At 70.8% G+C, this 19,634-nt stretch carries 21 protein-coding genes and 1 riboswitch; of the genes, 12 read left to right on the top strand and 9 right to left on the bottom strand.

Annotated features, from left to right (window positions below):
- Positions 1–83: 83 nt before the first annotated feature.
- The 4 genes from ACIGEP_RS08840 (at position 84) to ACIGEP_RS08825 (ending at position 3,501) form a co-directional block, all read left to right on the top strand.
- Positions 84–911 (top strand): uroporphyrinogen-III synthase, encoded by an 828-nt coding sequence (locus ACIGEP_RS08840; RefSeq protein WP_396661253.1) that lies wholly within the window; start codon positions 84–86, stop codon positions 909–911.
- Between the two features lie 72 nt (positions 912–983).
- Positions 984–1,460, top strand: a complete 477-nt coding sequence (locus tag ACIGEP_RS08835) for a hypothetical protein (protein ID WP_396661252.1) — start codon at positions 984–986, stop codon at positions 1,458–1,460.
- A gap of 45 nt (positions 1,461–1,505) precedes the next feature.
- Entirely contained in the window at positions 1,506–2,567 is a 1,062-nt protein-coding gene (locus ACIGEP_RS08830) for an enoyl-CoA hydratase/isomerase family protein (protein WP_396661251.1), read from the top strand.
- A gap of 1 nt (position 2,568) precedes the next feature.
- Entirely contained in the window at positions 2,569–3,501 is a 933-nt protein-coding gene (locus ACIGEP_RS08825; protein ID WP_396661250.1) for a DnaJ domain-containing protein, read from the top strand.
- 3 nt (positions 3,502–3,504) lie between these two features.
- On the opposite strand, the gene ACIGEP_RS08820 is transcribed toward ACIGEP_RS08825, so the two are convergent.
- Positions 3,505–4,890, bottom strand: coding sequence for a D-alanyl-D-alanine carboxypeptidase family protein (locus ACIGEP_RS08820; protein WP_396661249.1), 1,386 nt, complete (start codon positions 4,888–4,890; stop codon positions 3,505–3,507).
- A gap of 38 nt (positions 4,891–4,928) precedes the next feature.
- A riboswitch (TPP riboswitch) is annotated at positions 4,929–5,038 on the top strand.
- On the opposite strand from ACIGEP_RS08820, the gene ACIGEP_RS08815 reads away from it, so the two are divergent.
- From ACIGEP_RS08815 to ACIGEP_RS08805, 3 genes are all read left to right on the top strand, one after another.
- Positions 5,032–5,664, top strand: a complete 633-nt coding sequence (locus ACIGEP_RS08815; RefSeq protein WP_396661248.1) for an ECF transporter S component — start codon at positions 5,032–5,034, stop codon at positions 5,662–5,664. (Overlaps the previous riboswitch by 7 nt.)
- 3 nt (positions 5,665–5,667) lie before the next feature.
- The gene (locus ACIGEP_RS08810) at positions 5,668–7,122 is read left to right on the top strand and encodes an ABC transporter ATP-binding protein (protein ID WP_396661247.1); all 1,455 of its coding nucleotides are present in this window, start codon (positions 5,668–5,670) and stop codon (positions 7,120–7,122) included.
- Positions 7,119–7,907 carry an energy-coupling factor transporter transmembrane component T family protein gene (locus ACIGEP_RS08805; protein WP_396661246.1) on the top strand — a complete coding sequence of 263 codons (789 nt, stop codon included), beginning with the start codon at positions 7,119–7,121 and terminating at the stop codon, positions 7,905–7,907. The genes ACIGEP_RS08810 and ACIGEP_RS08805 overlap by 4 nt, the downstream gene beginning before the upstream one ends.
- Before the next feature lie 188 nt (positions 7,908–8,095).
- Here ACIGEP_RS08805 and ACIGEP_RS08800 read toward each other — a convergent pair whose 3' ends face one another.
- Positions 8,096–8,599 (bottom strand): GNAT family N-acetyltransferase, encoded by a 504-nt coding sequence (locus ACIGEP_RS08800; protein WP_396661245.1) that lies wholly within the window; start codon positions 8,597–8,599, stop codon positions 8,096–8,098.
- Between the two features lie 9 nt (positions 8,600–8,608).
- Positions 8,609–9,013, bottom strand: coding sequence for an MmcQ/YjbR family DNA-binding protein (locus ACIGEP_RS08795; protein WP_396661244.1), 405 nt, complete (start codon positions 9,011–9,013; stop codon positions 8,609–8,611).
- 47 nt (positions 9,014–9,060) lie between these two features.
- Between ACIGEP_RS08795 and ACIGEP_RS08790 the strand changes: the two genes are divergently transcribed.
- Complete coding sequence (locus ACIGEP_RS08790) at positions 9,061–9,405, top strand: hypothetical protein (RefSeq protein ID WP_396661243.1); 345 nt, start codon at positions 9,061–9,063, stop codon at positions 9,403–9,405.
- Between the two features lie 4 nt (positions 9,406–9,409).
- Here ACIGEP_RS08790 and ACIGEP_RS08785 read toward each other — a convergent pair whose 3' ends face one another.
- Positions 9,410–10,135 (bottom strand): phosphotransferase, encoded by a 726-nt coding sequence (locus tag ACIGEP_RS08785; protein WP_396661242.1) that lies wholly within the window; start codon positions 10,133–10,135, stop codon positions 9,410–9,412.
- A 109-nt stretch (positions 10,136–10,244) separates the two neighbouring features.
- Here ACIGEP_RS08785 and ACIGEP_RS08780 point away from each other — a divergent pair, with 109 nt between their 5' ends.
- The 3 genes from ACIGEP_RS08780 to ACIGEP_RS08770 are packed head-to-tail and all read left to right on the top strand — an operon-like array spanning position 10,245 to position 12,635.
- Positions 10,245–11,006, top strand: coding sequence for an SDR family NAD(P)-dependent oxidoreductase (locus ACIGEP_RS08780; protein ID WP_396661241.1), 762 nt, complete (start codon positions 10,245–10,247; stop codon positions 11,004–11,006).
- A gap of 13 nt (positions 11,007–11,019) precedes the next feature.
- Positions 11,020–11,790, top strand: a complete 771-nt coding sequence (locus ACIGEP_RS08775; RefSeq protein WP_396661240.1) for an enoyl-CoA hydratase/isomerase family protein — start codon at positions 11,020–11,022, stop codon at positions 11,788–11,790.
- Positions 11,791–11,804: 14 nt separating this feature from the next.
- Complete coding sequence (locus tag ACIGEP_RS08770; protein ID WP_396661239.1) at positions 11,805–12,635, top strand: SDR family oxidoreductase; 831 nt, start codon at positions 11,805–11,807, stop codon at positions 12,633–12,635.
- 105 nt (positions 12,636–12,740) lie between these two features.
- On the opposite strand, the gene ACIGEP_RS08765 is transcribed toward ACIGEP_RS08770, so the two are convergent.
- Both ACIGEP_RS08765 and ACIGEP_RS08760 read right to left on the bottom strand, forming a co-directional pair.
- Positions 12,741–13,589, bottom strand: coding sequence for a Cof-type HAD-IIB family hydrolase (locus ACIGEP_RS08765; protein ID WP_396661238.1), 849 nt, complete (start codon positions 13,587–13,589; stop codon positions 12,741–12,743).
- 46 nt (positions 13,590–13,635) lie between these two features.
- Complete coding sequence (locus ACIGEP_RS08760; protein WP_396661237.1) at positions 13,636–14,103, bottom strand: GNAT family N-acetyltransferase; 468 nt, start codon at positions 14,101–14,103, stop codon at positions 13,636–13,638.
- Positions 14,104–14,158: 55 nt separating this feature from the next.
- On the opposite strand from ACIGEP_RS08760, the gene mmuM reads away from it, so the two are divergent.
- Positions 14,159–15,037: a homocysteine S-methyltransferase gene (gene mmuM / locus ACIGEP_RS08755; protein ID WP_396661236.1), complete on the top strand. Its 879-nt coding sequence runs from the start codon at positions 14,159–14,161 to the stop codon at positions 15,035–15,037.
- A gap of 65 nt (positions 15,038–15,102) precedes the next feature.
- Here mmuM and ACIGEP_RS08750 read toward each other — a convergent pair whose 3' ends face one another.
- The 3 genes from ACIGEP_RS08750 to ACIGEP_RS08740 form a co-directional block, all read right to left on the bottom strand.
- Positions 15,103–16,521 carry a glycoside hydrolase family 1 protein gene (locus tag ACIGEP_RS08750; RefSeq protein ID WP_396661235.1) on the bottom strand — a complete coding sequence of 473 codons (1,419 nt, stop codon included), beginning with the start codon at positions 16,519–16,521 and terminating at the stop codon, positions 15,103–15,105.
- Positions 16,522–16,608: 87 nt separating this feature from the next.
- Positions 16,609–18,468 carry a beta-glucoside-specific PTS transporter subunit IIABC gene (locus ACIGEP_RS08745; RefSeq protein WP_396661234.1) on the bottom strand — a complete coding sequence of 620 codons (1,860 nt, stop codon included), beginning with the start codon at positions 18,466–18,468 and terminating at the stop codon, positions 16,609–16,611.
- A 217-nt stretch (positions 18,469–18,685) separates the two neighbouring features.
- Positions 18,686–19,579 carry a PRD domain-containing protein gene (locus tag ACIGEP_RS08740; RefSeq protein WP_396661233.1) on the bottom strand — a complete coding sequence of 298 codons (894 nt, stop codon included), beginning with the start codon at positions 19,577–19,579 and terminating at the stop codon, positions 18,686–18,688.
- Positions 19,580–19,634: the final 55 nt, after the last annotated feature.

Raw genomic sequence — 19,634 nt, 5'->3', positions numbered from 1 at the left:
CGAACGTCGCACGTCGTGCATCGTTCCGCTGAGCGTCGGCCGTCTCGCTCTGGGGCGGCCACCGCCTATACGAGAGTCGAACCATGAACACACCTGCTGCGGCAGCACCGAAACCCCTCAAGGGGTGGCGGGTGCTCGTGCCTCGCGGTGGTCCGTGGGGAGACAGCGTCGCTGCCGCCTTGCGCGCACAGGGGGCGACGCCGGTCATCGCACCGCTCATCAATTTCGCACCGTCCGAAGACCCCACTGACCTCGAGTCGGCGCTGCGGGACCTGGCGGCCGGCGAATTCGACTGGGTGACCCTCACCAGTTCGACGACCGTCGACGTCCTGCACGCGTACCGCGCCGTCATCCCGCACACCACACGCGTCGCCGCCGTCGGTGAGACGACCGCCGCAGCCCTGGGGGCGGTCGGCTACCGCGTCGATCTCGTCCCCGACGACGACAACTCCGCCGCCGGCATGGCCGCGCAGCTCATCGCACTCGAGCCGCAACCGATGCGCGTGCTCACCCTCCGCAGCGAACTCGCCAAGCCGGTACTGACGCGGCTGCTGGTCGAGGCGGGGCACGATGTCCGCAGCGTGGTCGCCTACCGCACCGTCGGCGTGCCCGTGACCGAGAAGGTGGCCACCGACGTCCGCTCGGGACGCATCAACGCGATCCTCGTCACCAGCGGGTCGGTCGCCGAGCAGGTCCACGAGCAGTTCCCCGACATCCCGTCCGGCACCGTCATCGCCGCCATCGGCCCGCGCACGGCCAAGGATGCCCGTCGTGCGGGGCTCGGTGTCAGCGTCATCGCGAAGGAGCAGACCGTCGCGGGGCTGATCGCCGCGGTGGCCCAGTTCCCGCTACCGCACGCGATCGACGAGTTCGCCCCTCCGACCGGTTCTTTTCCCCGCATCCAGGGGTGATGTCCGTGGTCGAGATCGGATCGTTGCCCAGGCGGCATCCGTCTCACCGGACCTGTTTGGCAGACTGATTCCATGGTGACGCTGCTGCTCGACTCGTCGCGACTGGAGGTCGCTCTCTCGGCCACCGAGCGTGCGCTGTCGTTCCGCAAGGAGGCCGTCCGCGTCGAGCGGACGCACATCGCGAAGGTGCAGCTCGTCGACGACCCGTGGACGTGGCTGCGGGGTGTCCCGACCCCCGGGACCGTCATCCCACGGGCGGTGGCCATGGGGCGGTGGCGCTCTGCCGGCGGCGACGATTTCGTCCTCATCCGGCGACGTCGTCCGTCGGTCGTGATCGACCTCGAGGGCGACCCCGAGTTCCAGCGGCTCGTCATCACGACGCGTCACGGACTGGCCCTTGTCCAGGCGCTGCGTCTCGAGGCGGACGACGAGCCGGTCGACGTCGTCGAGCTCGTGACGACCGAGATCCCCGTGCAGCGGCCGGATGTCGAGACGGCCGCGCCCGCGCGGGCGCCGCGCCGTCGGGCTCCGCGCCCTGCCCGGGCCTGATCCCGCACGGCTCGCGCCGAGGATCGGGCCGGTAACGTTGCCCGGGTGAGTGAACCCGCGGCATCCCGTCTGCTCGTCCGCGCGGAGGGGAGCGTCGGACGCATCACGCTCGACCGGCCCGAGGCGATCAACGCCGTCGACCACGGCATGATCCAGGGCATCGCCGAGGCGCTCGACGCGTGGGAGCATCACCCCGACATCCGTCTCGTCCTGCTCGACGGCGCCGGCGACCGTGGGTTCTGCGCGGGTGGCGACGTGCGGACGCTGCGGGAGCAGATCCTCGCCGGCGACGCCGAGGCTGCGATGGGCTTCTTCCGCGACGAGTACGCGCTGAACGCGAGGATCGCGGAGTACCCGAAGCAGATTGTCGCTTTCGCGGACGGCGTCACGATGGGCGGCGGTATCGGGCTGGCCGGTCACGCCTCGGTGCGGATCGTCACCGAACGATCACGACTGGCGATGCCCGAGACCCGCATCGGGTTCACCCCCGACGTCGGCGGTTCGTGGCTGCTCGCGCACGCCCCCGGACGCGTCGGCGAATACCTCGCGCTCACCGGCGGGACGATGGATGCCGCCGACGCGGTCTATGCGGGGTTCGCCGACCATCTCGTGCCCGCCGACCGCCTCGACGACGTGCGCCACGCGCTCGTGACCCGGGCCGACCCCGACACACCCACCGAGATCGCGATGCTGTTCGACGAGACCCCCGAGCCCTCGCGCCTCGAGGCGTCGCGGGAGTGGGTCGACGACGCGTTCGCTGCCGACACCGTCGCGAGCATCATCGCCCGTCTGCGCGACAGGCCGGAACCGGATGCCGCGGCCACCGCGGACCTGCTCGAGACCCAGGCACCGACCGCACTCACCGTCACGCTCGCCGCCGTGCGTTCGGCGCGGACCCTGCCGGGCCTGCGCTCCGCGCTGGCGCAGGAGTACGCGCTCGTCGAGTGGTTCGGGCGGACGCAGCCCGATCTCGTCGAGGGCATCCGTGCACAGCTCGTCGACAAGGACCGCATGCCGCGGTGGCGGCCCGCTCGCCTCGAGGAGGTGCCGGCCGACACCGCCGACAGGGCGCTCGCGTTCCGTCCGAGCGTCCCCCTCTGGAGCTGACGTGTTCGACAGTCCTCTTTCGGCCTCCGCCTACGAGGTCCTCGGCGTGGCCGCGGACGCGAGCGAGGACGACCTCCGCAAGGCGTATCGCCTGCGTCTGCGTCAGACGCACCCCGACACCGGTGGCGACGCGGCGCAGTTCGTGCAGGTGCAGCGTGCCTGGGAACTGGTCGGGACCGCGGGCGCGCGCGCCGCGTACGACCGCGGGCACGGCTTCGGGCAGACCGTCTCGTACGGTCCGGATGCGGAGGCCCCGATGTGGCGCCCGCACGCGCGCCAGGCCGACACCCGCCCGCGCGCCCGGTCGTTCGGACAGCCCGGCGGATGGCGCCGCGAGCGCTACCTGGATCTCATCCGCGAGTGGGCCGGGCGCGGTGTGGACCTCGCCGACCCCTACGACCCCGCTCTCGTCCGCAGCGCGCCGCACGAGGTCCGCCGGCTGCTGGCCGACGCGCTCGCCGAGGAGGCGACGGCACGCATCGTCGCCGAACTCGGCATGGGGTACACGGTGTGGCACGACGTCGCCGCCGACCGGAGGGATCCCGACGTGAAGCTCGATCACATCGTGCTCGGGCCGAGCGGACTCTACGCTGTGCTGTCCGAGGACTTCGGTGCCCCGGTGCGCACCCGACGCGGCGAGCTGGAGGGCGACGCCGTCGTGGGGGCGCCGGTCGCACAGCTCGTGCTCGCGGCGCGCGCGCTCGGCCGCGCGGCGAAGGTGCGCTTCAGTGCGGCTCTCGTCGTGCTGCCCGACGACGACGTCGCCACGGCGGTCGAGGAGCTCGGAAAGGTGAAGGGTCTGCCCGTAGCCGTCGTCGCCCGGAGTGTGCTCGCGACCGTCCTGCGCCGCGGTGTCAGCGGCGCCCGCGACATCGGGGGAAACGAGCTGTTCGACGTGCGGACGCGGCTGCAGCAGACGGTCCGCTTCGCCTGAGGGTCAGCCGTTCGCGCCCACGAGCTCCATCGGGTGGGTGAGACGCCACCACGGGTCGGGGCCGGAGATCGCCGTCGTCACACTCACCGGCACGTCGACCTCGTCGGCCGGGCCCGAGAGTGTGACCGTGCCGGCATCCGCTCCGGCCGCGGCGTCGGCATCGATGTCGAAGGATGCCTCGGTCGTGGCCGTCGCGCCGTTCCACAGGTGCAACGCGGCGTCCTCGTCGGTGACGACCGTGGTGGTCGCCCCCCAGGCGGTGGTGACCTCTCCGACGACGGTCCCGGCTGGCAGGGTCGTGGTGACGGATGCCTCCTGGGCGACCGCGTCGAGCAGGGCCTCGGTCTCGTCGACGCGGGCGCCATCGGTGGGCGCCTCGGCGACCGACGCGAACAGCGTCGTGGCGCCGCCGCCCAGATCGACCGTCCGGGCGGCGACGAGGTTGTACGAGCCGGCGTAGCTTCCGGTCTTCAGGCCCACGACACCGTCGGTGCCGAGGAGGGCATTCGTGTTCTCGAACTCGCCGGCGCCGGGCAGCTCCGCGGACTCCGTCGCGACGATCTCCGCGACGACGGGGTCGGCCATGGCCTTCTCCGCCAGCGCGACCATGGCCGCCGGCGTCGCGACGTTGCCACGGTCGTAGCCGGAGGCATCCGTCACCGTGATCCCGTCGAGTCCGTTCTCGGCGAGCCAGGCGTTCGCGGCGGTGACGTAGTCCTCGACGGATCCGAAGGCGTCGGTGGCGAGGCGGTCGGCGTAGTTGCTGGCCGAGGCGATGAGCATCCCCTGGAGCATCTGGTACTCCGTCAGGGACCCGTCGTCGGGCACGTTGAGGGCGGACTGGTTCTGCGCGACGTAGCGCCAGTACTCCTGACGATCGGCGTAGGTGAACTCGTAGGCGGGACCCTGCTCGCCCGCGGCGAGAGGCGCCTGGTCGAGGATCACGAGCGCCGTGACCAGCTTGGCCGTGCTGGCCATCTGCGCGGGCGTCGTGGACGAGGCCGCCGGAGCGAATCCGGCGATGCCGACGGCGGACTCACCGTCCGCCGGCCACGCGATCGCGGACGGCGCGCCGGTCAGCGCAGCGGCATCGGTCGTGGTCGTCGTGGGCGACACGTTGTTCAGCGGCCAGAGCAGCATGGCGGTGGTGTAGGCCGTGGCGATCGCGAGCACGGCGAGGGCCGGGACACCGAGGACCGCCAGGGGGATGCCGCGGCGTCGACGCGGGGGAGGCAGCAGGTCGAAGGTGGCCGGGCGCGGCTGTGCGGCGCTCACCGGGCGCCCCTCGTCATCCACCCAGCCGAGCGCCGTGTGGTCGGGGGAGGGGGAGGCAGGCTTCGCATCGCGCCGGCGCCGGCGCATACGGGGATCAGCGTCGTCCACGGTCACCGGACCACGGTAGCGCGGTCTGCCTGTGGCTATACTCGACGCACAACCACGGGAGTCCGGTGAGCCGGGCTGAGAGGAAGCGATCCACGCTTCGACCGTCGAACCTGATCCGGATCATGCCGGCGCAGGGAGGAGAACGAAATGCACGCTGTCGCGTCCACGTCCGAGACCCGGACCACCTCATCGCCGAACCGCTTCCGCTGGCGGGTCATCGACATCGTCGTGGCCTCCGTGCTCGGTGTCGCGTCCGGCCTCATCTTCCTGCTCTGGAACATCGGCTACCTCGGCCCGAAGACGCTGCTCGAGCCGTTGCTGCCCGGCCTGCAGGGGCTCCTGGACGGACCCTGGCTGTTCGCCGGGGTGCTCGGTGCCCTGATCATCCGCAAGCCCGGCGCCGCGATGTACACCGAGACCCTCGCGGCCGTCGTGTCGGCGCTCGTGGGCAACAGCTGGGGCGGCTTCCTCACCATCGAGGCGGGACTCGTCCAGGGCCTCGGCGCCGAGCTGATCGTGCTCCTCTTCCTGTACCGTCGGTTCACCCTTCCGGTCGCGATCCTCGCCGGCGCAGGCGCTGCGCTCGCCGGCGGCATCAACAACCTCGTCCTCTGGTACGCGGGGGCGGACGCCGCGTTCACGGGTGTCTACCTCGTCTCCACCGTCCTGTCGGGCGCGGTCATCGCGGGCGCCCTCTCATGGTTCCTGGCTCGCGGACTCGCCGCCACCGGTGCGCTCGACCGATTCGCCATCGGACGCGAAGCGCGCAGTCGTGTCTGACGCATGACGCATCCCGCACGCGTCGAGGTCCGAGGGTGGGGGTGGCGCCACGCGTCGCGCAACGCCTGGGCCGTGCGCGGGGTCGACGTCACGATCGCACCCGGGGAGCGCGTCCTGCTGCTCGGCGCGTCCGGCGCCGGCAAGTCCACGCTGCTCCACGGCCTCGCGGGGGTCCTCGGCGGAGCCGACGAGGGGGAGATGGAGGGGGACATCCTCCTCGACGGCGTCCGCGCCGCCGAGCAGCGCGGGCGTGCCGGCCTCGTCCTGCAGGACCCGGACTCGCAGGTGATCCTCGCCCGCGTCGGTGACGACGTCGCGTTCGGGTGCGAGAACCTGGGTGTGCCGCGGGAGCAGATCTGGCCGCGGGTGGAGGCGGCCCTGGCCGCGGTGGGTCTCGACGTCCCGCGGGACCGACCGACGAAGGCGCTCTCGGGTGGCCAGAAGCAGCGACTCGCCCTCGCGGGCGTGGTCGCGATGCGGCCGGGGCTGGTGCTGCTCGACGAGCCGACCGCGAACCTCGACCCGGACGGGGTCGCCGAGGTGCGCGACGCGGTCGCGGCGATGCTGCGGGCCCACCCCGCGACCCTCGTCGTGGTCGAGCATCGCGTGGACGTGTGGCTGCCCCTGGTGGACCGGGTCATCGTGCTCGGTGGTGCCGACGCGCCCGGGGTGGTCGCCGACGGCACCCCGGAGCAGGTGCTGGGGGCGCTCGGTGCGACTCTCGCGCAGGCAGGGGTGTGGGTGCCGGGGCATCCGCCCGTCGCACCCGCCCCGCCCGTCGCCGCACCGGGCGAGACGCTGCTGACCGCGCGCGCCCTCGCGGTGCAGCGCGTCGCCGGCCATCCCGTCGCCACCGACATCGACCTCGACGTGCGGGCGGGTGAGGTCCTCGCCGTGACCGGGCCGAACGGTGCCGGGAAGTCGACGCTCGGACTGACCCTGGCCGGGCTCCTGCCGCCGGCGGCGGGGGAGGTCGTGGCGACGAGCGCTCTGCAGGGCGGCATCGGGCCGCATCCGATCCGCTGGTCGTCCCGAGAGCTCCTGACACGCATCGGGACGGTCTTCCAGGACCCCGAGCACCAGTTCCTCGCGCGGACGGTGCGCGCCGAACTGATGATCGGCCCAACGGCGCTCGGGCTCGCGGAGCCGGAGATCGCAGCCACCGTCGACGGGTTGCTGGAACGGATGCGGCTGACCCGCCTCGCCGCGGCGAACCCCTACACGCTGTCGGGAGGCGAGAAGCGGCGCCTCACGGTCGCCTCGATGCTGGCGACGGCGCCCCGGGTGCTCGTGCTGGATGAACCGACCTTCGGGCAGGACGCGACGACGTGGTCCCAGCTGATCGCGCTCCTCGCCGAGCTCCGCGACGCGGGGTCGGCGGTCGTCGTCATCACCCACGATCTCGAGGCGGTCCGCGCGCTCCACGCCCGCGAGGTGCGTCTGGGGGTCGGATCGTGACGCTCCTGGACGGTCCGGCTCGGACCGGCGTCGTCGCCCGCATCAACCCGGTCGCGAAGCTGGCGGCCAGTGGTCTCGTCGCGATCCCGCTGGTGTTCACCCTGGACTGGGTCTCGGCGGCGGTGGCGCTCCTCCTCGAGTGCCTCCTGATCCCCTTCGCAGGCCTCCGCTGGGCGGAGTTCTGGCGTCGCACCTGGCCGGTGTGGATCGCGGCGCCGCTGACAGCGGTCACGATCGCGCTGTACGGCGAAGCCGGCGGCCGCGTGTACGTCGAGTGGCTGCTCATCCGCGTCAGCGAAGGCTCCCTCGAACTCGCCGCGGCGACGCTGCTCCGCGTGCTCGCCGTCGCTCTGCCGTCGGTCGTCCTGTTCATCACGGTCGATCCGACCGATCTCGCGGACGGCCTGGCGCAGATCGTCCGGCTGCCGGCGCGGTTCGTGCTGGGAGCGCTCGCCGGCCTGCGGATGATCGGCCTGTTCATCGACGATTGGCGATCGCTGGAGCTTGCCCGTCGCGCGCGCGGAGTCGCGGATCGGGGGCGCCTGCGGCGGTTCGCGGGGATGGCCTTCGCGCTCCTGGTGCTGTCGATCCGGCGGGGATCGAAGCTCGCGACGGCGATGGAGGCCCGCGGCTTCGGAGCGCCGGGCCGCCGCACCTGGGCGCGCACGTCGACGTTCGGGGGCCGCGAGTGGGCCCTGATCGCGATCGGCGCGGGCATCGCTGCGGTGGCGGTGGTCGCCGCCGTCGCCGCCGGCACCTGGAACTTCATCCTTGGCCCGTCCTGATCGCCGGCCTGGCCTGATCGCCGGCCTGGCCTGATCGCCGGCCTGGCCTGATCGCCGGCCTGGCCTGATCGCCGGCCCGGCCTGATCGTTGGTCTGGCGCGACGTCTGCACGATCGCGGGGGCTACTGAGCGGTGCGGCGGGCCGGGACTCGACTCCTGCACCGCCGGTCGTGCATCCGTCGCGGGGGTCAGAACCGGTAGGCGAAGCACACCGAGCGCGGCATCGTCTCGATGTAGGGCTCGTAGACCGGGATGCGGGTGAACCCGAGCGACTCGTACAGCGCGATGGACTCCGGCTGCGGGATGCCGGTCTGCAGGATGACCCGATCGGCGCCGCCCCCGCGCGCCCGGTCCAGCGCCGCAGTCATCAACGCCCGCGCCAATCCGCGACCTCGGGCTGCTGCGGTGACGACGAGGCGCTTGATCTCCCATTCGGTGCCGAGGCGGCGCAGGATGACATGACCTGTCGGGGTGCCGTCCTCGTCCGCCGTGATGAGGGTCGCGACGATCTCCTCCGGGTGCATGGCGAGCGCCCGGGAGCGCGCCACCTTGCGCTCGGCGGGTTCGTCGCCGTGGAACCCGTCGTACCGCGCGCCGAGGTCGGCATCCAATTCTTCGCGCAGAGCCGCGGCGCGAGGGTCGTCCCAGGCGACCTCGAGGATGCGGGACCCGGTGCTCGTCCGTTCGCTCACCGGACGAGCCTATGCGTCCTCGACTCCGTCGAGGCGGCGCACGAGGCGTGCCGGCGCGGTCCGTCGGTACGAGGCGTCGAGCAGTTCGGCGAGCTCGGTCTCATCGGTCTCGTCGAGATCGATCCCGAGCCACCCCGACGGGCCCAGGTAGGCCGGCGACCAGAACCGCGCGTCCTGGCGCAGGGCCGGCTCGTCGTCTCGATCCGGCAGGACCATGACCGCCGCGTCATGGCGCTCGAAGACGCCGGGACCACGGCGTACCGAGCCGCCGAAGTAGGCGAAGACTTTCGTGGTGAAGAACGCCGGCCGGCCGTGACTGACCTTCTCCCTCGCCTCGGGGAGGGCGAGGGCGTGACGCCGGACGAAGGCGAGCAACGGGTCGCCCTCGCGGAACATCAGCGGGTGCTCGGCCACGGATCCATCCTGGCCCTCGTGGGCATCCTCCTGCTAGCGTCCGCGACATGACGACGACCGTCCCTCGGCGCCTGCGGTGGAGCGGTGCCGGGGCCGTTCTCGCCGTCGCCGTCCTGCAGGTGGTCGCCGTCGTGGTCACCGGGGCGCTGTGGTTCTTTCACACCGTCTTCGCCGGCGGCGCCTGCACGCCCGGCTGCGATGGGATGGCAGCGGATGCCGCGGGCATGCTGTTCGGCGCGTCGATCCTCGCGAGCGTCGCCGTCACGTCGGCGGCCGCCCTCGTCGCCTGGCGCACCGGGCGCGACCTCACGTGGGTACCCCTGGTCTCGACCGCTCTGGTGATCGCCGGCTACCTGGCGGCGGCGGCGCTCTTCGACGGCGCGATGCGCTGAGCGGTCAGGTCGCGTTCCAGAGGTCGCGGTAGTACGCCAGGCGCTCCCCGTCGGGCTCGACACCGTAGGCCTCGAGCAGCGGACCGTCCCAGCCGGGCCCGTAGTTCCAGCCGGTGCTCATCGCGGCGACGGCGATGTCCGCCCAGCGGTCGCCGAGGCCCAGTTGGCCGAGGTCGACGTGTCCGCTCCAGCGGCCGTCGTCGCCGATGAGGGTGTTCGGGGCGCACGCGTCGCCGTGGCACACCACGAGGCGGTCGATCGGGGGCGGCTCGCGCAGCGGGTCGGGCACGATCACCCCCCGCGCGGCGGCGTTCGCGACCCGCGACGGCACCGTCCAGTCGAAGGGGCAGGATGTCACCGGCAGGCTCTCGTGCAGGGCTCGCAGGCCCTCGCCGACAGCCCGGACGGCCGTCTCGGGACGCGCAACCCACTCTGGGTCGACGGCGGAACGCCCCGCGATCGTCCGGGTCACGAGCCACTCCGTCTCGCCGTCGTCGCCCTGTTCGACCACCGTCGGCACACGCAGGTAGGGAGCGGCCCATGCCATCCGCTCCGCTTCATCCGCCATCGAGGTCTCGAGGTGCACCGGACCGACCTTGATGAATCTGTCGTCGTCGGTGCGGAACGTCTGTCCGCCGAGCTTGTTCGCCCACACCGGCACGAGTGCCGCGCCACGCGCGAGGCGACGCACGATCGGCGGCACCGGTGCGTCTGGCAGGGGGATGGACATCCCTCCATCCTGTCGTCGGATGCCGCGGACGGCTACCCTGGAGGCACCCCATCCTCGTGGCACCGAGTCGCGCATAAGGTGGAACCCGATCCCGTTCGAAGGAGAGCGCATGGACATCGCCGGAGCATCGGCCCTCGTCACCGGCGGCGCGAGCGGACTCGGCCTCGCGACCGCCCGCCGTCTTGCCGCCCAGGGAGCGCACGTCGTCGTCGTCGACCTGCCCACCTCGGCGGGATCCGACGTCGCTGCCGAGCTCGACGGCACGTTCGCCGCCGCCGATGTGACGGATGCCGCACAGGTCGAGGCTGCCGTGGCTGCGGCATCCGCGGTCGCACCATTGCGCGTCGCCGTCAACTGCGCCGGCATCGCCCCACCCGCCAAGGTGCTCTCCCGCGACGGGTCGCCGAACCCCGTCGCCGACTTTGAGCGCATCGTCCGCATCAACCTCATCGGCACCTATACCGTCATCGCGCACGCGGCGGCGGCGATGGCCGCGACCGAGCCCACGGCATCCGGTGACCGCGGCGTCATCGTCAACACCGCCTCGGTCGCGGCCTTCGACGGCCAGATCGGGCAGCCCGCGTACTCGGCGAGCAAAGGCGGCGTGCACGCCATGACCCTGCCGATCGCGCGGGAGCTCGCTCGTTCGGCGATCCGGGTCTGCACGATCGCGCCCGGCATCATGGAGACGCCGATGCTCGCGGGACTCCCCGAAGCGGCGCAGGAGTCGCTCGGTCAGCAGGTCCCGTACCCGGCGCGGCTCGGCCGGCCCGACGAGTACGCCGCCCTGGTGCAGCACATCGTCGAGAACGGGTACCTCAACGGCGAGACGATCCGCCTCGACGGCTCGATCCGCATGGCCCCCAAATGACCCAGGAGAACCGATGAGCGACACGATCCTGCTGCAGCGCGACGGCGCGCTCGCGCGGCTGACCTTCAACCGCCCGGCATCCCTCAACGCGATGGACTTCGAGATGGGCACCCGCTGGCGCGACCTCGCGCACGAGGTGACCAGCGACAGCACGGTCGGCGCGATCGTACTGGATGCCGCGGGCCCGGCCTTCTGCGCCGGCGGCGACGTCGTGCAGATGGCTTCCTCCGGTGGCAACGGCGCCACGATCACCGAGATGGCCGGGGTGATCCACGACGGGATCCGGACGTTCGTGGAGTCGTCCATCCCGATGGTCGCGGCGGTACAGGGTGCGGTCGCCGGTGGCGGGCTCGGCCTGATGCTGACGGCGGACTACGTCGTGGCGTCGCCGCGAGCGGTGTTCGTCAGCAAGTACGCGAACATCGGGCTGACGCCCGACCTCGGTGTCTCGACCCTGCTGCCCGCCGCCGTCGGTCAGCGACGCGCGCTGCAGTTGCTGCTCACCGACACCACGATCGACGCGCCGACCGCGCTCGAGTGGGGGCTCGTGGCCGAGGTGGTCGATGAGCCCGGCGACCGGGCCGAGCAGATCGCCCGGGCCTGGCTCGACGGCGCCACCGGCGCGTTCGGACAGGCCAAGCGCCTCGTCCGCACCGGTGCCCACCGGCCCCTCACCGAGAACCTCGACGACGAGGCCCGCACGATCGGCGCGGCGTTCGACACCGACGACTCGAAGACCCGCGTCGCCGCGTTCGCCGCGGCATCCCGTTCGCGTCGATCCTGATCCCTGGAGACCCCATGACCCTCGCCGGAAAGACCATCCTCATGTCGGGCGGCAGCCGCGGCATCGGCCTCGCGATCGCCCTGCGCGCCGCGCGGGACGGCGCGAACATCGCGCTGCTCGCGAAGACCGACACCCCGCATCCCAAGCTCGAGGGCACCGTGCACTCCGCGGCCGAGCAGATCCGCGCGGTCGGGGGGCGGGCGCTGCCGATCGTCGGCGACGTCCGCGACGACGGCGACATCACCGAGGCCGTGCTGAAGACCCAGGGCGAGTTCGGCGGTATCGACATCGTCGTCAACAACGCGTCGGTGATCGACCTGTCGGGCTCGCTCGATCTCGCGGCCAAGAAGTACGACCTGATGCAGGACGTCAACGTGCGGGGGACGTTCATGCTGTCGCGCGCGGCGTTGCCGATGCTGAAGGATGCCGCGAACCCCCACATCCTCTCTCTGTCGCCGCCCCTCAACCTCTCGCCGAAGTGGCTCGGTGCCCACACCGGGTACACCCTGGCGAAGTACGGCATGACGATGGCGACCCTCGGCATGGCCGCGGAGTTTGCGAAGGACGGCGTCGCAGCCAACACCCTCTGGCCGCAGACCACGATCGCGACCGCCGCCGTGCAGTTCGCCCTCGGCGGCGACCGGATGATGAAGGTCAGTCGCACTCCCGAGGTCTACGCCGATGCCGCGTACGAGGTGCTCTGCAAGCCGGCGCGCGAGTACACCGGTCAGGCGCTCATCGTCGAGGACGTCCTGCGCGAGGCCGGCGTCACGGACTTCTCGGGCTACGCCGCGACGCCGGGCACGCCCGACAGCGAGCTGTTCCCCGACATCTTCCTCGACTGACCGTTCACGGATGCAATAGATCCGGGCCGACACGCCGTCGTTTACGAGCGGATGCCGGGGTGCCGCGCACGATCTGTTGCATCCGCACACGCGCCGCGGCGCGCGTCAGACCAGTCCGAGCTTCACGAAGGCGTTCCACACACCGTCGTCGAGGACGTCGGTCGTGACGTCGCCCGCGCGCTCCTTGAGGGCGGGGTCGGCGTTGCCCATGGCGACGGGGGAGCCGACGACGTCGAACATCTCGGCGTCGTTCCAGCTGTCGCCGATGCCGATGGCGTCGGCCGCGTCGAGCCCGAGGATGTCGAGCACCCGCACGATCGCGGAGCCCTTGTTCGTTCCCGCCAGGCCGATCTCGCCGTTGGAGCCGCCAGGCAGGGGGATGCTGCCGGGGATCACGTGGAACCGCTCGCCGAGGTCGGCCTGGGCCTTGTCGACGCTGTCGGAGCGCTTGCTGATGAACGTCGTCTTCGCGATCGCATCGAGGTCCGCCTCGTGGACCGGGCGGTAGGTCACGATCGGCTTCGGCTCGACGACGTCGGTCTGGCCGAGGCGACGGGCGTCCTCGAGGTGACGCTTGCGACGCTCGGCGAAGTACTCGTCGAGCATCGCGCCGACGCCCTCGCTGGCGTAGACAGCCTTGTCGGACTGCAGGAAGTAGTCGATGTCCTCCGCCTCGAAGTAGGCGATCAGGCGGTCGGTGTCCTCGCGCGGCATCGGGTCGGCGAACAGCAGTTCGTCTCCACGCACGGCGTAGGCGCCGCCGTTGGTGATCGCGCCGTCGTAGCCGATCTCGCGGACCTTCGGGTGGATGTCGCCGGCCGCGCGACCGGTGCACAGGTAGACGAGGTGACCGTTCTCGCGTGCCGTCCGGATCGCGGTGATCGTCGAGTCGGCGATGGCCGTCCCATGCTCGAGGATGGTTCCGTCCACGTCCAGGAAAGCGATGCGCGTCATCCGTCCATTCTCCCGGATGCGGATGAACGCGCGGTCCACGGGCGGGTCAGAGCCGCTTGCGGAGGAAGACCTGCTCGGTACCGTCGTCGCCCGGGACCCGCTCGCTCTCCTCGTATCCCTCGCGCTCGTAGAGACGCAGGTTCGCCTCGCTCAGCGACCCGGTGAAGAGCTCCGCGCGCGTGGCGCCCGCCTCGCGGCCGCGCTCCTCGACCGCCGACAGCAGCTCGGTCCCGAGGCCGGAGCCCTGCTGGTCGGGGGCGATCGCGATGCGACCGATGAGCAGCAGATCGCCGTCGACGCGGGCGCGCACGCAGCCGACCATGCGCTCGCCGTCGAGGGCGACGCATCCGAGGTTCTCCTCGAGCTCGCCGCGCACCTCGTCGAGGGTCTGCGTGAGCGGAGGCATGTCGACCGCGTCGTAGATGAGGGCCTCTTGAACGAAGGCCGCTCGCTGCAGGGTGAGCACCTCGCCCGCGTCGTCGATGGAGATGGGTCGGATGCGGGCGGTGCTCATTCGTTCAGCGTAATCCGCGCGCGGGGGGCGGCCGCCCCGCGCCTAGAGTGACCGCATGCCCGATGTGCGTACCGCGATCGCCGCCCGTCCGCTCGTGCTCGACGGTGGACTCGGCACGATGCTCGAGAAGCGCGGGCACGATCTCAGCGGGGCGCTGTGGTCGGCCGGTGTGCTGATCGACGGCCCGGACGAGGTGCGTGACGTGCACGCCGCCTTCGTCGACGTCGGCGCCGACATCGTGACGACGGCGTCGTATCAGCTCGGCTACGACAACCTGGCGGGGGCCGGGAAGGATGCCGCCGAGGTCGACGCCCTGCTCGAGACCTCCGTTCGCCTCGCCCGCGAGGCGGCGGACGGTCGTGCCTGGGTCGCGGCATCCGTCGGTCCGTTCGGCGCGGTGCGCGCGGACGGGAGCGAGTACACCGGTGCGTACGGCATGTCGGTCGCCGAGCTGGCCGAGTGGCACCGGCGACGGCTGCACGTGCTGGCCGAGGCCGGGTCGGATCTGCTCGCGGTCGAGACGATCGCCTCGCCCGCCGAGGCCGAGGCGGTGGCGATCGCGCTCGAGGGGGTGGGGATCCCGGCGTGGATCTCGCTCTCGGGAGCGAGTACGGCGTTCGCCGACGGCGGCGCACTCGCGGCCGCGCTCGCGGCCGCTGCATCGCCCGCCGAGGTGGTCGCCGTCGGCGCCAACTGCTGTCCGCCGCGCGACATCGCCCGCCTCCTGGCGGCGATGCCGGAGTCCACACCGGCCGTCGTCTACCCGAACAGCGGCGAGGCCTGGGATGCCGTGTCGCGTTCGTGGCACGGCGACGCGACGGCGACCTTCGCGGACCTCGACGCGTGGCTGGATGCCGGTGCCCGGCTGATCGGCGGATGCTGCCGCACGACGCCCGCGGACATCGCCGGCCTCGGGCGGCGGCTCAAGGGCTGAGCGCCGAGGGCGAGCCGTGGGTGGCGCGGCCGCGGGTTCGGGTCACCGCGGCCGCACCGGTCGGGTCAGCGCGTGAGGGATGCGCCGTTGGTGCGGATGACCTCCGCGTACCAGTCGAAGGACTTCTTCCTGTAGCGCTCCAGCGACCCGGTGCCGTCGTCGTTGCGGTCGACGTAGATGAACCCGTAGCGCTTGCTGAGCTGCGCCGTCGACGCCGAGACCAGGTCGATGCAGCCCCACGTCGTGTAGCCCATGAGGTCGACGCCGTCGGCGATCGCCTCGCCGACCGCTTCGAGGTGCGCCTGCAGGTAGGCGATGCGGTAGTCGTCGACGACCGTCTTCTCACCGTCGACCTCGACGAGCTGGTCCTTCGCACCGAGGCCGTTCTCGACGATGAACAGCGGCTTCTGCCACCGGTCCCAGAACTGGTTGAGCACGAGGCGCAGGCCGACGGGGTCGATCTGCCAGCCCCACTCCGATTCCTTGAGCGTCGGGTTCTTGACGCCGCCGAACAGGTTGCCCTCGCCCATGACCCGCTTCGACTCGTCGGTCGTCTCGCAGATGGAGGAGTAGTAGCTGAACGACACGAAGTCGACGGTGTTCTCCTTGAGGAGGGTCCGGTCCTCGTCGGTGATGTTCAGCTCGACGCCCTGCTCGCGCAGGCTCCGCAGGTAGTACCCCGGGTACTCACCGCGCACGTGGATGTCGCCGAAGGCGAGGTTGACGCGCTCGGTCGTGAGCGCCGCGAACACATCGTCGGGGTTCGGAGTGAGCGGGTAGACAGGCATCGACAGCACCATGCAGCCGATCTGCGCGTTCGGAGCCAGTTCGCGGGCGACCTTCGTCGCCAGGGCGGAGGCGACGAGCTCGTGGTGGATCGCCTGGTACAGGTCGGTCGCCGACAGCTGGTCCTTGGGAGTGTTGATACCACCCGACATGAACGGGGCGTGGACGATCGAGTTGATCTCGTTGAAGGTCAGCCAGTACTTCACGCGGGCGCCGTAGCGCGAGAAGAGTGTCCGCACGTAGCGCTCGTAGAAGCCGATCATGTCGCGGTTCACCCAGCCGTCGTAGGTCTCGGCGAGGTGCAGCGGGGTCTCGTAATGCGAGATCGTGACCAGCGGTTCGATGCCGTGGCGCTCCAGCTCGTCGAGGACGCGATCGTAGAAGGCGAGGCCGGCTTCGTTGGGCTCGCTCTCGTCACCCTTCGGGAAGATGCGACTCCAGGCGATCGAGAAGCGGAAGGTCTTGAAGCCCATCTCTGCGAAGAGGGCGATGTCCTCCGCGTAGCGGTGGTAGAAGTCGATGCCGACCTGCTTGAGGTTGTCATCCGTCGGGCCGGCGCTCCGCGGGGTCATGATGCCCTGCGGCATCACGTCCTGGATCGAGAGTCCCTTGCCCTCTTCCAGGTAAGCCCCCTCGAGCTGGTTCGCGGCGGTCGCGCCGCCCCAGAGAAAACCGTCGGGGAACGAGATGGTGCTCATGAGTCGCTTTCGTGTCGTGTCGTGTGTGCCAGGTGTGGATGGATGCCGGGCGCCCCTCGGGCGGGGACGCCCGGCATCCGGTCGGTGTCAGGCCGTGACGGCCGCGGACTCGACCGAGACGGCCGTGAACAGCGGCTCGCCGTGGGCGATCGGCCCGGATGCCCGGTCGGTGATCGCCGGGTAGAGCTCGCCGTTCGTGACGACGATCGGCGTGGTGAGGTCGTAGCCTGCACGCTCGATCGCGTCGCCGTCGAACTCGACGAGCAGGTCGCCGGCCTTCACCTGCTGACCCGTCGTGACCTTCACGTCGAAGTGGGTGCCGCCGAGCTTGACCGTGTCGATGCCGATGTGGATGAGCACCTCGGCGCCGTCGGCGTGACGCAGGCCGATCGCGTGACCGGTGGGGAAGGCCGCTGCGATCGTCGCGTCGAACGGCGCGTACAGGGCACCGCTGCGGGGGAGGATCGCGACACCGTCACCGAGGGCGCCCTCGGCGAACGCGGCGTCCGGGGTCTCGGACAGCGGCACGACCGTGCCGTCGAGCGGGCTGAGGACCGCGAGGTCGTTCTCGGCCGAGGCCGGCGCGGGAGCGGCATCCTCGGTCGGCTCGTTGAAGCCGACGATGATCGTCAGCAGGAACGGTACGACGATCGCGACGAGGAGGCCGACGCCGAGGAACACCATGTTCCCGTTGCCCAGGAGCGCAGGGAGGGCGAGGCCTGAGGGCACGACGAACGCCTTCGCGAACACGCCGCCAAGGGCGATGATCGCACCACCGATCGCACCGCCGACAATACCGAAGGCGAACGGTCGCTTGAGCGGCAGGTTGATGCCGTAGATGGCGGGCTCGGTGATGCCGGCGAGGAAGCCCGAGAGGGTCGCCGGAGCGGCGAGCGACTTGAGGTTCTTGTTGCGCGCCCGCACCCAGACGCCGGCGACGGCCGCGGCCTGTGCGAGGACGGCGGCGAACACGGGGCCGACGAGGAGAATCTGGCCCGTGGTCTGGAACTCGAGGGTGAACAGCGGGACGAGTCCCCAGTGCAGGCCGAAGATGACGAACACCTGCCAGAGACCGCCCATGATGGCGCCGCCGAGCCACGGCAGCGTATCGAACACCCAGCCGATGCCCGTGCCGAGGCCGCCGCCGAGGAGGTCGGAGATCGGACCGATCACGACGAAGACGAGCGGAACGGCGATGAGCACGACGATCATCGGAGTCATGAAGCGCTTCACGGCGCCGGGGAGCACGCGGTACAGGACCTTCTCGGCGTGGCTCTGCAGCCACACGATCACGATGATCGGGATGACGCTCGACACATAGCTGACCATCGTGAACGGGATGCCGAAGAACGTGAGGCCCGGCTGGCCGACGAGGCCCGCCATCGTCGGGTAGACGAGGGCGCCGGCGATCGCGAGCGACGTCCACTCGTTCGCCTTGAAGTAGCGCGCGGCCGTGATCGACAGCGCGATCGGCAGGAAGTTGATGAACGCATCCGACAGAGCGTTCAGCACGGCGTAGGTCGAGGTGTCGGTGGCGATCCAGCCGAAGGTGACGGCGGCGGCGAGGAAGGCCTTCAGCAGACCGGTACCGGCGAGGGCCCACAGCACGGGGGTGAAGATCGACGAGATCATCGAGATGAAGCGGTTGAACAGGTTGCCCTTCGGCGCATCCGTTGCGGCGCCGTCGGCGGACGCGGCGCCGAGCTTCGAGATCTTGCCGATCTCGGCGAAGACGTCGGGGACGTCGTTGCCGATGACCACCTGGTACTGCCCGCCTGCCTGGGCCACGGTCACGACACCCGGGGTCGCCTTGACGGCGGCGGTGTCGGCCTTCGACTCGTCCTTCAGCACGAAGCGCAGGCGGGTGGCGCAGTGCACGAGCGAACTGACGTTCTCTTCTCCGCCGACGCCCTTCAGGACGCCGGCCGCGGTCTTCGAGTAGTCCATCGGGACACGCTCTTTCTTGCCGCATCGGCGCGGCATTCTCGGGTGGAACACGCGTCGGAGCCGTTTCCGGGCAACAAAAAAACCTGAACTCGTTCATCGCTCGAAAGCGATGTGAGTTCAGGTTTTGCCTGCTGCAGCAGTAACAATCCGTCGCGTCGCAGGTCTGCATCGGCCCGCGATCCGAGACATTAGCATGCATCCGAATAGGACGCCAGTGTCACTCCTCGGGGCGGGATGCCGGCGGTGCCGCGACCTGCGACGCCAGCCGTTCGACGTGCACGATGACGTAGAGGAGCTCCTCGTCGGTGAGCGCGGACTCGGTCGCGGCCTTGACGTAGGCCTTGACCTCCTGAGCGATCGCGAACGAGCGCGGGTAGCTGTGCTTGGCGAACTCGAAGAACGAGCTGTCGGCGCTGCGCAGCATCGACCTCGACACGAGGCGCTGCAGGAGGAACTGGATGTGAAGGACGAAGCGGGCGTAGTCCGGGCTCTCGACGTCGAGCTTCACCCCGAGCCCGTTCTCGACGGTCAGGACGACGTGCTGCACACGGCGGAACAGCAGGGCGGCGGTGCCGTTCGGTTCGTCGCGCGTGGCGTTCAGGACGTGCATCGTGAGGAACACGGCCTCCTCCGCGGGGAGCTCGGTTTCGAGCGCGGTGGAGATCGATTCGGCCATCGCCTTGGCGGCGGCGAACTCCGCCGGGTGCAGAACCCGCAGCTCGGGCATGCTCGCTCCTGGGATCCGGATCCCCTTCTCGAGCCGCTCCAGTACGAACTGGACGTGATCGATGACGGCCATCGTGAGGCGGCGACCGAGGTGGTGACCGAGCGAGCGCTCCGCCTGATCGACGGCGCGTGAGACGGCCTCGACGATGGCATAGGGGGTGTCGGCCAGCATGCGCCGCTCGCGCTCGCCATCCTCGCCCGTGTCGAGGATGAAGGTCTTCTCGACCTTCGCCGGGTCGATCGTGTCGGTGGGCTTGAGCTGGAATCCGAGGCCGCGTCCCATGAGCACCCGCTCGCCACCGTGCTCGTCGAGCGAGATGACGACGTTGTTGTTGAGCACCTTGTGGGCGACCGTGCCACGTCGCTGCGGAGCCCCTTCCGTCATGGCGACGAGTCTAGAGCCGCTCGGCATCCGCCCAGGCCGCCATCGACAGCAGGGC

The organism is Microbacterium sp. NPDC077663, from assembly GCF_044542795.1.
In the GTDB taxonomy this organism is placed as follows: Bacteria; Actinomycetota; Actinomycetes; order Actinomycetales; family Microbacteriaceae; genus Microbacterium.
The sequence above is the reverse complement of the archived record's forward strand: the minus strand, read 5'-3'. Positions and strand labels throughout refer to the sequence as shown.

Coding starts and splice junctions, on each gene's coding strand:
- ACIGEP_RS08815 (WP_396661248.1), top strand. CDS start 5,032: ATGCACGCTGTCGCGTCCACGTCCGAGACCCGGACCACCTCATCGCCG.
- ACIGEP_RS08810 (WP_396661247.1), top strand. CDS start 5,668: ATGACGCATCCCGCACGCGTCGAGGTCCGAGGGTGGGGGTGGCGCCAC.
- ACIGEP_RS08840 (WP_396661253.1), top strand. CDS start 84: ATGAACACACCTGCTGCGGCAGCACCGAAACCCCTCAAGGGGTGGCGG.
- mmuM (WP_396661236.1), top strand. CDS start 14,159: ATGCCCGATGTGCGTACCGCGATCGCCGCCCGTCCGCTCGTGCTCGAC.
- ACIGEP_RS08745 (WP_396661234.1), bottom strand. CDS start 18,468: ATGGACTACTCGAAGACCGCGGCCGGCGTCCTGAAGGGCGTCGGCGGA.
- ACIGEP_RS08760 (WP_396661237.1), bottom strand. CDS start 14,103: ATGAGCACCGCCCGCATCCGACCCATCTCCATCGACGACGCGGGCGAG.
- ACIGEP_RS08770 (WP_396661239.1), top strand. CDS start 11,805: ATGACCCTCGCCGGAAAGACCATCCTCATGTCGGGCGGCAGCCGCGGC.
- ACIGEP_RS08835 (WP_396661252.1), top strand. CDS start 984: ATGGTGACGCTGCTGCTCGACTCGTCGCGACTGGAGGTCGCTCTCTCG.
- ACIGEP_RS08750 (WP_396661235.1), bottom strand. CDS start 16,521: ATGAGCACCATCTCGTTCCCCGACGGTTTTCTCTGGGGCGGCGCGACC.
- ACIGEP_RS08785 (WP_396661242.1), bottom strand. CDS start 10,135: ATGTCCATCCCCCTGCCAGACGCACCGGTGCCGCCGATCGTGCGTCGC.
- ACIGEP_RS08790 (WP_396661243.1), top strand. CDS start 9,061: ATGACGACGACCGTCCCTCGGCGCCTGCGGTGGAGCGGTGCCGGGGCC.
- ACIGEP_RS08775 (WP_396661240.1), top strand. CDS start 11,020: ATGAGCGACACGATCCTGCTGCAGCGCGACGGCGCGCTCGCGCGGCTG.
- ACIGEP_RS08780 (WP_396661241.1), top strand. CDS start 10,245: ATGGACATCGCCGGAGCATCGGCCCTCGTCACCGGCGGCGCGAGCGGA.
- ACIGEP_RS08740 (WP_396661233.1), bottom strand. CDS start 19,579: ATGACGGAAGGGGCTCCGCAGCGACGTGGCACGGTCGCCCACAAGGTG.
- ACIGEP_RS08765 (WP_396661238.1), bottom strand. CDS start 13,589: ATGACGCGCATCGCTTTCCTGGACGTGGACGGAACCATCCTCGAGCAT.